Consider the following 12,519-nt stretch of genomic DNA (forward strand, 5'->3'; position numbering starts at 1 on the left):
CGCGCATCACCGACACCTCGCCGACTGGCACCGGACCTGTCACTGTGGTACCGTAGGCGCTCACACGAGGCCTGCATGCGCTGGCTCCATGACCGTTCGATCGGACAGAAATTTTTCCTCTCCTTCGGAGTCATTCTCAGCCTCCTGGCGTTGAGCCTCACGGCGCTTCTCGTCTATCTGAGCCGCATTAACAGCTATGTCGACCGCCACAAACGGATTACCGTGCCGGCCATCGTGACCGCGGCGACAATGCAGCGCTCCGCCTATGAGATGAATCTTACGTTGCACCTCTTTCTCGAGCAGGTGACGAAGACCGGCACAGATGAGGTCCTCGCTCGTTTGACTACGCATGCCGATGCGATTCGCCACTCTCTGCAACTTTATCGTTCCACGCATGCCGCACGCACGCACCCGATTCTCCTGGGAATGCTGACCGACCACCAGCGTCTGGATCTGGCCGATCAGGAAGACCAGGCCATTACCGAGATCGATCAGGCCCTCCAGGAGTTGAACGGCTTATGGAGCACAGTCCTCACACAACCGCAGGCCCCCGGTGCCACACAGGCAGCGACCACCAAAGCCGATACCCTTATTGCAAGACTCACCTACAACCTCGATCAGCTGGTCGCCGCCCACCGTGACATCGACGTGGAAATGAAGATCGAGGGGGACCTCCTGCTGCAACAGGCCCGCATGATCGCACTGGGGCTGGTCGCCATCCTTGGACTGGTCATCGGTGTGATCTATGTCTCGGTCAACCGCCGGATCGCGAAACCGCTCCAACGCCTGTCGATTACCGCTGATCGGGTGGCTCATCACGATCTGACGGCGCAGTTCGAATCCTGGCCGGCTCGTGATGAAGTCGGCACCTTGGCGGCCTCGCTGTCTTCGATGGTCACGAGCCTGCGCGAACAAACCGCCGCCACCGCCAGAAAAACCAAGGAACTGGAGGCCTTTACCTATTCCGTCGCGCACGACCTCAAGGGCCCATTGCGGGAGATCGAAGGGTTCTCCTCGTTACTCGAAAAACGATTTCTTGAGGGCGGCGATGCCGAAACCCGCCATCACATTGATGTCATCCGCCGCTCGTCGCTGCGCCTCACCCATATGATCGATGCGCTGCTCAAGTATTCCCGATTGGAACAACAGGATCTGCCTCGGCAACGCTTCAATGTGCTGGAGATGATCACAACCTTGATCACCGACCGCTTCAGTGGACTCCAGGGACCGAAGCCAAAAATACACGTCGCTCTCCCCTTCGCCGACCTGTACGGCGAGCCGGTGAGTATCCGTCAAGCGATCGCCAACCTGCTCGATAACGCGGCAAAGTTTTCCCGCCGCACGGCGGCGCCGACCATCACCATCGGCGGCAGCAGGACCGACCACGAACGGATTCTCTGGATTCAGGACAATGGGATCGGCTTTGACCCCGCACAGACCGACAAGATCTTTGGCCTCTTCGAACGGCTGCACAATCCGCAGGACTATGAAGGCACAGGAGTGGGTCTGGCGATCGTCAAACTCGTGATGGATAAACACGATGGACGCGTCTGGGCCGAATCCGCACCGGGCGCAGGCAGCAAGTTTTTGCTGGCATTTCCCGAACGGACCGAGATCGTCGTCGATCGTGCATCAACCTCATCCCACTCCTCCGCCCTGCCGCCGGCCTGACACCATGAGGAGAGAACGCATCCGCACCCTCATCATCGATGACGAAGAATTTGTCCGCCTGGTCGTCGAGCAGGCGCTCCGCGAGGAAGGATGCGACACGCGGACCGCCGGTGGCGGACAGGAGGGTCTCGATCTGCTTCGCACCGGCGACTTCGACTGTGTCATCACCGATCTGCGAATGCCCGGCGTCGATGGACGCGCGGTGCTGCGCTGGGTGAAGGACCACCAAGCGGATGTGGATGTCATCGTCTTGACCGGTCATGGTGACGTCAGGGACGCCGTGGCGGCCATCAAGGACGGGGCCTGGGATTTCCTGATCAAAGACACACCGTTCGATGGCACGGCCGTGAAGGCGGCACTGGCCAAACTGCGCACCGTACGCGAACTTCGCCGTGAAAATCTGGCGGCGCGGCATGGCGGTTATCGCCAAGAGTCCGTGGTCAAGGGAATCAGCCGGGCCTGGCACACGCTGGAGACCCAGATTGCGCAGGTGGCGCCCTCGCAAGCGCCGGTTCTTATCCAGGGCGAAACCGGTTCAGGAAAAGAAGTGGTCGCGCGCCTCTTGCACGCGCAGAGCCGCCGGGCTGCTGGCCCCTGTATCGCCATTAATTGCGGGGCCGTCAGCCGCGAGTTGCTGGAAAGTGAATTGTTCGGCTACGAAAAGGGCGCGTTCACCGGCGCCACCACGGCCAAGCCAGGCCTCATCGCCGCTGCCGAGGGTGGTTCGTTGTTTCTGGATGAAGTGGGAGAAATGCCGGGCCCCATGCAGGTAGGCCTGCTGCGCTTTCTGGATCGGAACGAATACCGTCCTGTCGGCAGTACACGCACACTTCGGGCCGATGTTCGTATCATCTGCGCCACCAACAGAGACCTTCAGGAATTGGTATTCCAGGGCCGGTTTCGCGATGACCTGCTCTATCGCATCAATACCGTCACGCTGCGTGTGCCGCCGCTGCGGGAACGGCCGGAGGACATCCGCCTGCTGGCCGCCCATATCCTGGAGACGCTTCGCCTCCCCGGCGCCACGACCAGAACCCTCACGACCGAAAGCCTGAGGGCCCTGACCGCCTATCCCTGGCCTGGAAACATTCGCGAATTGCGCAACGTCGTCGAGCGGGTCGTGCTCATGAGTCCGAACCGTGGGCCGATCACCGGCGAAGAAGTCCTGCAGGTACTGCCTCATTCGTCGGCCAAGTCTCCTGCCGATGACCAGCCTCTCGTCCCGCTCGATGAGGTGGAACGCCTACATATCGAGCACGTCATGAAGGCGAGCGACGGCAACAAGAGCAAGGCCGCGCAGATCCTCCGGATCGATTACAAAACCCTCCTCACCAAACTGAAGAAATACGACGCGGACCGGTAGCGCCGGAGTCTTCCGGCGATCTCGCCCAGCACATCGACAGCGCCCCCCTCACTGACGGACAATAGCCCGACCGGCATCCTCCGTCGACACTCTGATGGGAAAGGAGCGACATCTATGACAGGTCCTGGCTCCTCTGGCGAACAACAGGCTCAGGCACGATTCGGGACATCCGTCCGCGCTGCGGCGTTTTACGAGCATCAAGTCTTGGCCTATCTGAATCAGTCCATGCGGGAATTCATCGCCCGCATGGAGATGGTCTATATCGCGACTGCGGATGCGCGTGGTAACTGCGACTGTTCATTTCGCGCCGGCACGCCGGGATTCGTGCATGTGTTGGATGACAGGACGCTGGCGTATCCGGAGTACCGGGGCAACGGCGTGTTGGCGAGCGTGGGGAATTTACTGGAGAACCCGCATATCGGGATGGTGTTTCTGGATTACTTTCAGACGACGGTGGGGCTGCATGTGAACGGCAGCGCGAGGGTCCTGGATCCTCAGGACATGGCGGCCGTTCCCCAACTGACGCTCGATCCTCATGACGCGGGACCAACGCCGAAGGCCTGGATTCTGATCCAGGTGGAAGAGGCCTACATCCATTGCTCCAAACACGTGCCGCTCCTCGCGAGACGTGAGAAACACATCGTGTGGGGCACCGACGACGAACGCCTCAAAGGGGGCAACTTCTTCAAGAGCAAACCCTAGACGACACGACCGACTCCACAGCCTGCGCACCGGCAGGCGATCATGTTTTTTTCTGTTGGGCGCGCGCCATCGCCAGGGCAAACGCATTGACCGGTTGAGAATTTTTGGCCGCCGCCCGTGAGGAATCCGCGGGACGGCGGTCGCGGGGACCACCGGTACGGGAATCAGGCTGCGGGGATGTCGCCGCCCCATCATCCATCCGCATGGTCAACGAAATCCGCTGCCGCGGCACATCGACGGACAATACTTTCACTTTCACGATCTGGCCCGGTTTCACGACCTCGTGTGGATCCTTCACGAACTTGTTCGCCAATGCCGACACATGCACGAGCCCATCTTGATGCACGCCGATATCAACGAAGGCTCCGAACGCCGCGACATTGGTCACCACGCCTTCGAGCACCATTCCGGGCTGCAAATCTGCCAATGACTCCACTCCGTCCCGAAAGGTCGCCGTCTTAAATTCCGGACGAGGATCACGGCCGGGCTTTTCCAATTCCGACAGGATATCGCGAACCGTAGGCAAGCCGAATGTCTCGTTGGTGAAGTCCGCCGGCGAGAGATCTTTCAACACGGTCGGCTTCCCCATGACTTCGGCGATGCTTTTATTCAAACGCGCCAACATGCGCTCGACCACGGGATAGGCCTCGGGATGGACGGCGGAACGATCCAAGGGATTGTCGCCGTTATTGATTCGCAAAAATCCGGCCGCCTGCTCAAAGGTCTTCTCGCCCAAACGCGGAACCTTTCGAATCGTCATTCGATTCGGGAACGGACCGTGTGCATCTCGATACTCGACGATATTCTGCGCCAGCACTCGATTCAGGCCGGACACTCTCGCCAACAGCGGAGCCGACGCGGTATTCACATCCACGCCGACGGCATTGACGCAATCTTCGACGGTCGCGTCGAGTGATCGCGCCAGCGCCCGCTGGTTGACGTCGTGTTGATACTGCCCGACCCCGATAGACTTGGGATCGATCTTCACCAGTTCGGCCAATGGGTCCTGCAACCGCCTGGCGATCGAGACGGCTCCGCGCAGACTGACATCCAGCGTGGGAAACTCCGCCGCGGCAAAGGCCGAGGCGGAATAGACGGAGGCTCCCGCTTCGCTCACCACGATTTTGGCGACCTTCTGCTCCGGATTCCGTTCGGCCACCATCTTGATCACCTCAACAGCCAGCTTGTCCGTCTCACGACTGGCGGTACCGTTGCCGATCGAAATCAGTTCCACCCCATGCCTGATCACCAAGTCGACGAGGATTGCCAGCGCCCCCTGCCAGTCATTGCGAGGCTGATGCGGATAGATCGTGGTGGTCTCGAGGAGTTTTCCGGTGGCATCCACTACCGCAACTTTGCACCCGGTGCGGATACCGGGGTCGAGCCCGAGTACAGCCTTGGGACCTGCCGGTGCGGCAAGCAGGAGCTCATGGAGATTGCGGCCAAAGATCTTGATCGCCTCCGCTTCCGCTGCCTCACGCACCTGGAGCAATAACTCGGTGCTGAGATGGAGATGCACCTTCACCCGCCAGGCCCAGTAACAAACATCGTTGAGCCATTTGTCGGCGCGCCGCCCGCGGTTCTCAATGCCAAAATGAGACGCAATGAGCGCTGCGCAGGGATGCGGCACTTGAGCATCGAGGGTTTCGCCCAGGCCAAGGTCTAGTTTCAGCACCCCCAGCGTCCGGCCCCGGAACATCGCCAGGGCTCGATGTGACGGAATCGTGCGAATGGTTTCGGAATAGGCGTAATAATCACGGAATTTTTCTTCTTCCGCTGTTTCTTTGCCTGGAAGGACTGTCGATGTGACAATCCCTTCATTCCACAATTTCATGCGCAGGATGGCGAGGAGGTCGGCGGTTTCAGCGAATCGTTCGACCAGAATGTCGCGCGCGCCTTCCAATGCAGCCTTCGCATCGGGCACGTTGACCGCCTCGACACCTTCCGCTGCGGCCATGACCTTCACATACTTCACCGCTTCCTGTTCAGGATCCAGCGTAGGATCGGCCAACAGCGCGTTTGCCAACGGCTCCAGCCCGGCCTCCCGCGCAATCTGCGCCTTGGTTCGGCGTTTGGGCTTAAACGGCAGATAAATGTCTTCAACCGCCTGTTTCGTCGCTGTCTGTTCGATTGCGCGACGTAGCTCATCGGTCAGCTTGCCCTGTTCTTCAATCGACGCCAGGATCGCCTGCCGCCGCTCTTCCAATTCGCGCAGATACAGAAGCCGTTCTTCCAATGTACGGAGATGCGTGTCATCCAGATTATTGGTGGCTTCTTTGCGATACCGCGCAATGAAGGGCACTGTCGCGCCACCATCCAGCAGGGTGACCGCGGCCGATACTTGCGGTGAGGTGACGCCGAGTTCTTTGGCGAGCAGATCGACGATACGTTGCTGGGCTTCGGCTGAAATAGTCGGCGTTGTGGAGGCAGTCATAGGCGTCTAACAGGCTTTCCGAAAGCGAGGCGTGGCCGGATCACATCCAACCGGGCTCAGAGGCTTTCTCATCAGATGAAGTGGACGAGTTCGGGCGGCGCGATGGCGATGCCCTTGTGATGACGGGTCGGAATTTAGCAGAAGCTTCGAGGAACTTCCAGGCCGGAACGTACCTCGTGCCTGTCGCGAGAAGGCCGCCATTCTCGCTGCGCGCTGGCTGCACCGGCATTCATCGTTGGGACATGGTATAGTCGCCTTCGCCACCGGGCAGCCGCTTCAATGACCGACCCTTGGCACCCGGCGTCCCACGTATGCAGAAACACCTGCAGCCTTCATCCGCTTCCGCATCCCTCACCATAGCCGCCATGGGGGTAGTCTATGGAGACATCGGCACCAGCCCGCTCTATGCCCTGCGTGAGTGCTTTCATGAATCGCACGGACTCGCGGTCACGCCGGACAACGTACTGGGTATCCTCTCCTTGATCGTGTGGTCGCTCGTGCTTGTCGTCACGGTGAAGTATCTGCTCTTTGTCATGAAGGCCGATAACGACGGAGAAGGGGGCATGCTGGCGCTCATGGCGCTCAGCCAACGGTCACATCCGGTCAACCTCCGTAAGGGATTGAGCCTGGTCGTGTCTCTGGGGCTGGTCGGCGTGGCCTTTCTGTACAGCGATGGCATCATCACGCCGGCGATTTCCGTTCTCAGCGCGGTGGAAGGGCTGACGCTGGCCACCGATGTGTTCACTCCCTATGTGCTTCCCATTACCGTCGGCCTCGTTGCCCTGCTCTTCACTCTCCAGCGCCGCGGTTCCGGAGCGTTGGGAAGCGTCTTCGGCCCCATCATGCTGGTCTGGTTCGCCGCCTTGGCCTTGCTCGGGCTGCACAGTCTGATCCAAACGCCGGCGGTGCTGTTCGCCGCCAATCCGCTCTATGCCGCCACGTTTCTTATCCACCATGCCGGCATCGGCTTCCTCGTACTAGGTAGTGTCTTTCTGGTGCTCACAGGAGCCGAGGCCCTGTACGCAGACATGGGACATTTCGGCCGTCATCCGATACAACTGGGCTGGTTCGCGGTCGCGTTGCCGGCTCTGCTGCTCCAGTATTTCGGCCAGGGTGCGCTCTTGATGCGCGACCCGGCGGCGCTCGCCAACCCCTTTTATCACCTGGCTCCGGACTGGATGCTCTATCCGCTGATTGCGCTGGCGACCATGGCGACGATCATCGCATCGCAGGCAATGTTGTCCGGGGCCTTCTCACTGACCTTGCAAGCCGTGCAACTCGGCTATCTTCCGCCGCTCAGAATTACGCACACCTCCGCGGAGCAGCATGGTCAAATCTATTTCGCCCTCCTGAACTGGCTGATGTTCGTCGGCACCGTCGCGCTGATCCTCTCGTTCGGATCGTCTAGCAATCTGGCCGCGGCCTATGGCATCGCTGTCTCGGGATCCATGATCATCACCACGTTACTGATGTACCGCGTCACTCGCAGTCATTTGGGATGGAGCGCGACGCCCGCGGTCATGGCGGTAGGAGCATTTCTCTGTATCGACCTCGCGTTTTTCCTCGCGAATGCGCAGAAGATTCCTCATGGCGGATGGTTTCCACTGCTCCTCGGGGCAGCGATTTTTACGGTGATGAGCACCTGGGCGCGAGGGCGTGCGATCGTCGCCGAACACCTCCGTGTCCAGTTTCCCCCGTTGCGGGAGTTCGTCGGCGAAGTCCTGCCGAAGGTAGAATACCGAACCGCGGGGCAAGCCGTATTCCTCTCGCAACATCCCGACATTACGCCGCCGGCCCTGTTGCAGAATGTCCGGCATAACAAAACCTTGCACAAGCGCGTGTATGTGCTCACCGTTCGCACGGAACATGTGCCGTTTGTTCCGGCAGGGGCGCCGCTGGAGATCACCATCGTCCCAGAGGGTCTTTTTCAAGTGATCGCCCGTTGCGGGTTCATGGAAACCCCGGACATTCCGCGCGTGCTCACGCAGCTTGCCGTGCATGGTCATGTGCTGCCGATACAGGACACGACCTTCTTCCTGAGCAGGATTACGTTTTTAGCGACCCCGAAGCCGGGTATGGCGATCTGGCGGGAAAAACTCTTTGTGTTGTTGTCGCGCAATACCCAGCGCGCCAGTTCCTACTTCCATCTGCCGTCGGAACAGGTCGTTGAGATCGGATTGGTACTGGAGATTTGACTGTCCGACACACCCTGTCCTGAAACAATCCATCTGGCCTTCGAGGAGGGCAAGAGGCAGGTTTGAGAACATCACTGGCACTGTCCGAACTCAGCCTGCCTCCAGGCCTCATACAGCACCACCGCCACCGAATTGGAGAGGTTCAGGCTGCGGCTGCCTGGCACCATCGGCACACGGATGCGTTGCTGATCGGACACACCGCCGAGAATCTCCGCCGGTAGTCCTCGACTTTCCGGCCCGAATACAAACACATCACCCTCTGCATAGCGAACCAGATCATACCGTTGCCTCCCCTTGGTCGAGACGGCGAACAGTCGGCGATCCGCGAACTGTTTCAGACAGATCTCCCAGTTCTCATGCACCGTGATCGTGGCGAATTCATGGTAGTCGAGTCCGGCCCGCAGCAGCTGCTTGTCTTCCAACGTAAAACCCAGCGGTTTGACGAGATGCAGTCTCGCGCCGGTATTGGCGCAGAGCCGGATGATGTTGCCGGTGTTCGGAGGAATTTCCGGCTGATACAGAATGACATCAAACATGGAGACTGAGGAATGGATGAAGTGTGATCGTCAGCCGCGAGCGGAGGGGAGAGCCGGCCGGTCGCCCGGACAACCCACACCCTCCCGTCACTCAGTGGTCAGGAACGAAAGGCTTGCACATCGCCCGATTTGCGCAGCATCTTATTCACTTCATCGAGATGGAGCTCTTCACCCACGATCATTTCCCGGGCGTATTCTTCCAGCAAGACCGACTTGCCCTCCGCCAGCTTCAGCAGCTCGTAGTAAGACGCGACGGCGGCCTTCTCATGCTCCAGGCTCTCCCGCAAAATATCCCCGATATCGTGCTTTTCAGTTTCGAGCAGGGTCCCGATTTTCAGCGACGGATGCCCGCCCAGTAGCGTCACCAGTTCGCCGGCCTTGTGCGCATGGGCCAGGCTCTCATCCGCATTGCCCTTTAGCCACGACACGATCGGAATCCGGTTGTACCCGTAAATCATGAGCGCATAATGCGTGTACCGGACCACACCGGCCAGCTCAAGTTCCATGATCCGATTAAGAATGCCTACCGCGCGCGTTGTGTCTTGTTCGTTCATCATCGATCTCCAATCAGACAAGCATTTACTGTCTCATAACATGGTCATAACACTCAGCTAGCAGGCCGTTGACAAAGGCCGCCAGCGGCGTTCTCGCGTCGCTCAGAGGCCTTGCTGGACGACCGTTCTCAACAGCCTGCAGGGCATCCAGATCCGGTCCGTCACCGTGCGCACCAATCCGTTCCTGGTGGCGGCGTAGGGTTTGTCACCACCCCGCTAGACGTTGAAGCGGAAGTGCATCACGTCTCCGTCGCGCACGACGTACTCCTTCCCTTCCAGCCGCATCTTGCCTTTTTCCTTCGCGCCCGCTTCCCCCTTACAGGCGATGTAGTCGTCGTACCCGATCACTTCCGCCCGGATGAACCCCTTTTCGAAGTCACCGTGAATGACGCCTGCGGCCTGCGGCGCAGTGTCGCCGATATGAATGGTCCAGGCGCGAACTTCTTTCACGCCCGCCGTAAAGTACGTCTGAAGCCCGAGCAGTTGATAGGCCGCACGGATAAGACGATTCAATCCCGGCTCCTTCATCCCGATATCGGCCAGGAATTCCTGCTTCTCCTCGTCGGACAGCACGGCGATTTCCGACTCCAAAGCTGCGCAAATGGCCACCACCGGCGCGCCTTCCTGTGCCGCATACTCTTCCACACGGGTCAGCAGCGGATTGTTGGTAAAACCCTTTTCCGACACATTGGCTACATACATCACCGGTTTCATCGTCAGCAAGCACAGGGGTTTGAGCAGGGCCCGCTGCGCTGGATCGAGTTTCAACGTCCGGGCCGGCTTCCCCTCGTTCAGACAAGCCGCCACCTGTACGAGCAACTCGCCCAGCTTGGCGGCATCTTTGTCACCCGAGCGAATGAGTTTCACGTTCCGTTCCTGCGCCTTTTCGACCGTCGTCAAGTCAGCCAACGCAAGCTCGGTCACGATGGTGGCAATATCGGAAATCGGATCGACCTTGCCTGCCACATGCACCACATTGTCGTCTTCGAAGCAGCGCACGACGTTCACGATCCCATCGGTTTCTCGAATGTTGGCGAGGAACTGGTTCCCCAACCCTTCGCCCTTGGAAGCCCCTGCCACCAACCCCGCAATGTCCACAAACTCGGTCGTGGCATACTGCATGCGTTGCGGCTTCACGATATCGGCCAGCGCCTGCATCCGCGCATCCGGCACTTCGACAATCCCGATATTCGGCTCGATCGTGCAAAACGGATAGTTCTCCGCCGCAATCCCTGATTTGGTGAGCGCATTAAAGAGGGTGGACTTGCCTACGTTCGGCAGCCCGACGATTCCGCATTTCACACTCATGACGATCCCTTCCTGGTCAGTAGACGATTGGTTCAAAACCGCGTAGCTCCGCCCGGCGCAGTCACCCAGAGGAGGACAGTGCGGAGGCGCATTCTACGTGTTCCAGGCCGGTGTGGTCCACTCCCGTATCTTTACCGCACCCGGCGCCTCGGTTCGTGTCGATAGCGGCCAACACGTGTAGGTGGGGGATTACAGCAACGTCCAGGCCGGCATGGTCATCAACGGCTTGGAGACATTCGAAGAGGACCACGAACTACCGGAGAATGGCGTGTGGTCGGGAAAGTTCACGACGGGATCGATATCGGGACACGCATCTCGTTGGCCCGTCAGAGACAGGTGCGGGGGCCGGTCTCCTACCCGCGTCCGTCTGGCGCGCCGACGGAGGCGGGCATAGGCGGCACGACCGCATCAGGATTGCGGAAAAGCGCTCCAGATGCCTGGATAATCCACCTGACTAACTCAATGTCGTTCTGCTGCAGATGGAACCAGGTCGTCGCCATCAAGCCATAGGCATGCCTGGACAAGGCATACCGGCTGAAACTGCGCATGGCCTCCTCCCTTTTCCAGGTCGCGCCGATCACACGAAATCCCTCCCCCTGCATCGCAGCCATTGATGGAAACTGCGCCAGCGTCTCGCCATAGTGCCATTCACACATCACAATGTCCCGTGGAATCTGGTCGCGGAGCGGTTTGCCGTAGCCGTCTGCCACCCCGTGAAGATGTCGCGTCGGGAGGCCGGGAAACTCTGCCGGACTTAAGAGCATGTCGGCCCACATCCACGTCGCGATGCCCTTCGCCGTCAGATACGCATGAACCCGCCGCACATCACCTAGGAAGAGGTCCGCGGGAATCATGACTTCCCCGAATTTCAGCCATTTCGACACCTGCCCGACGGTCCATCCAAACGCCTCCTCATGTCCGATATGGATCGCTTTAGGATGCAGGGTCTCGATCACCTCATCAAGAAACGCAAATACCACCGTATAGGTCGCATCTTTCCGTGGATCATAGGACACGGAATTAAACATCAGGTTGGGATAGCGCTTTTGAAAGAACTGCTCCTGGTGGGTCAGCAGTTTGACCTCCGGAATCACGTCCAATCCGTGAGCGCGGGCATAAGCGGCCCAGGAGAGAAATTCCGCTTTGGTCCATGCGCCCTTCGCCGGCTTCCAGGGCGCATGGTTGAACTGCACCCCATCCGTCAACACGACCTGAATCGCCGTGAATCCCGCCGCCTGTGCCTCATTGACCAACCCACGCGCGCGCTCCAGCGGCACAGCCCCGGCCAGGGCGACATGCATGATTCGCATCGTCCCTTCACCGGATCCTGGCGAGGACTCTGCCGCCGCACCTCCCGATCCGAATCTGGCCCAGAGGGCCACCAGCACACACAAGAGTCCGACAACACGGCTCATTTATCCCTCCCAATCGACACGGAGTGGCCGCTGATAGTTAGCAGAGATCGCCACACCCCGGCGAGTAGAGACCTGCCCCTACTCACTCCCTCAACTCGATCGTGAAAACAACGCAAGAATACGTATCACGAGAAAAATTAGGCCGCGAAAATACACGCAGACATAGGTGAGGTCAAGACGAGAGGGACAGGAAAACAGCGATCGAGGCGATTTACCTACACTTGTAGAACAACGTAGGACACCGCAATGGAGTCCGACTACAGAAGGTGCACGACTCCGCTCAGAGTTGCCTCACCCGACCGGCAGCGACGACCGGAGGCTCGGCGACTTGCCGATGTGAG

The 12,519-nt window shown here is 59.5% G+C and carries 9 protein-coding genes; 4 read left to right on the forward strand and 5 right to left on the reverse strand.

The window, feature by feature from the left end; all coding sequences use genetic code 11:
- Positions 1 to 75 precede the first annotated feature (75 nt).
- From KJA79_RS18995 to KJA79_RS19005, 3 genes are all read left to right on the forward strand, one after another.
- Positions 76 to 1,671, forward strand: a complete 1,596-nt coding sequence (locus KJA79_RS18995) for a sensor histidine kinase (protein WP_213043666.1) — start codon at positions 76 to 78, stop codon at positions 1,669 to 1,671.
- A 4-nt stretch (positions 1,672 to 1,675) separates the two neighbouring features.
- A complete protein-coding gene (locus KJA79_RS19000) occupies positions 1,676 to 3,034 on the forward strand; it encodes a sigma-54-dependent transcriptional regulator (protein ID WP_213043667.1) in 1,359 nt (452 codons plus the stop codon).
- Positions 3,035 to 3,148: 114 nt separating this feature from the next.
- On the forward strand, positions 3,149 to 3,736 hold the full coding sequence (locus KJA79_RS19005) for a pyridoxamine 5'-phosphate oxidase family protein (RefSeq protein WP_213043668.1): 588 nt from the start codon (positions 3,149 to 3,151) through the stop codon (positions 3,734 to 3,736).
- A gap of 40 nt (positions 3,737 to 3,776) precedes the next feature.
- Here the strand turns inward: KJA79_RS19005 and KJA79_RS19010 are convergent, their stop codons facing one another.
- Positions 3,777 to 6,170 carry a Tex family protein gene (locus tag KJA79_RS19010; protein ID WP_213043669.1) on the reverse strand — a complete coding sequence of 798 codons (2,394 nt, stop codon included), beginning with the start codon at positions 6,168 to 6,170 and terminating at the stop codon, positions 3,777 to 3,779.
- A 311-nt stretch (positions 6,171 to 6,481) separates the two neighbouring features.
- Here KJA79_RS19010 and KJA79_RS19015 point away from each other — a divergent pair, with 311 nt between their 5' ends.
- The gene (locus tag KJA79_RS19015) at positions 6,482 to 8,365 is read left to right on the forward strand and encodes a potassium transporter Kup (protein WP_213043670.1); all 1,884 of its coding nucleotides are present in this window, start codon (positions 6,482 to 6,484) and stop codon (positions 8,363 to 8,365) included.
- A 71-nt stretch (positions 8,366 to 8,436) separates the two neighbouring features.
- On the opposite strand, the gene trmL is transcribed toward KJA79_RS19015, so the two are convergent.
- From trmL to KJA79_RS19035, 4 genes are all read right to left on the reverse strand, one after another.
- Positions 8,437 to 8,901, reverse strand: coding sequence for a tRNA (uridine(34)/cytosine(34)/5-carboxymethylaminomethyluridine(34)-2'-O)-methyltransferase TrmL (gene trmL / locus KJA79_RS19020; RefSeq protein WP_213043671.1), 465 nt, complete (start codon positions 8,899 to 8,901; stop codon positions 8,437 to 8,439).
- A gap of 98 nt (positions 8,902 to 8,999) precedes the next feature.
- Positions 9,000 to 9,455 carry a ferritin-like domain-containing protein gene (locus tag KJA79_RS19025; protein ID WP_213043867.1) on the reverse strand — a complete coding sequence of 152 codons (456 nt, stop codon included), beginning with the start codon at positions 9,453 to 9,455 and terminating at the stop codon, positions 9,000 to 9,002.
- A gap of 216 nt (positions 9,456 to 9,671) precedes the next feature.
- Positions 9,672 to 10,763 carry a redox-regulated ATPase YchF gene (ychF, locus tag KJA79_RS19030; RefSeq protein ID WP_213043672.1) on the reverse strand — a complete coding sequence of 364 codons (1,092 nt, stop codon included), beginning with the start codon at positions 10,761 to 10,763 and terminating at the stop codon, positions 9,672 to 9,674.
- Positions 10,764 to 11,116: 353 nt separating this feature from the next.
- Positions 11,117 to 12,178 carry a family 20 glycosylhydrolase gene (locus KJA79_RS19035; RefSeq protein WP_213043673.1) on the reverse strand — a complete coding sequence of 354 codons (1,062 nt, stop codon included), beginning with the start codon at positions 12,176 to 12,178 and terminating at the stop codon, positions 11,117 to 11,119.
- Positions 12,179 to 12,519: the final 341 nt, after the last annotated feature.

This window comes from Nitrospira defluvii, assembly GCF_905220995.1.
Taxonomy (GTDB): Bacteria; Nitrospirota; Nitrospiria; order Nitrospirales; family Nitrospiraceae; genus Nitrospira_A; species Nitrospira_A defluvii_C.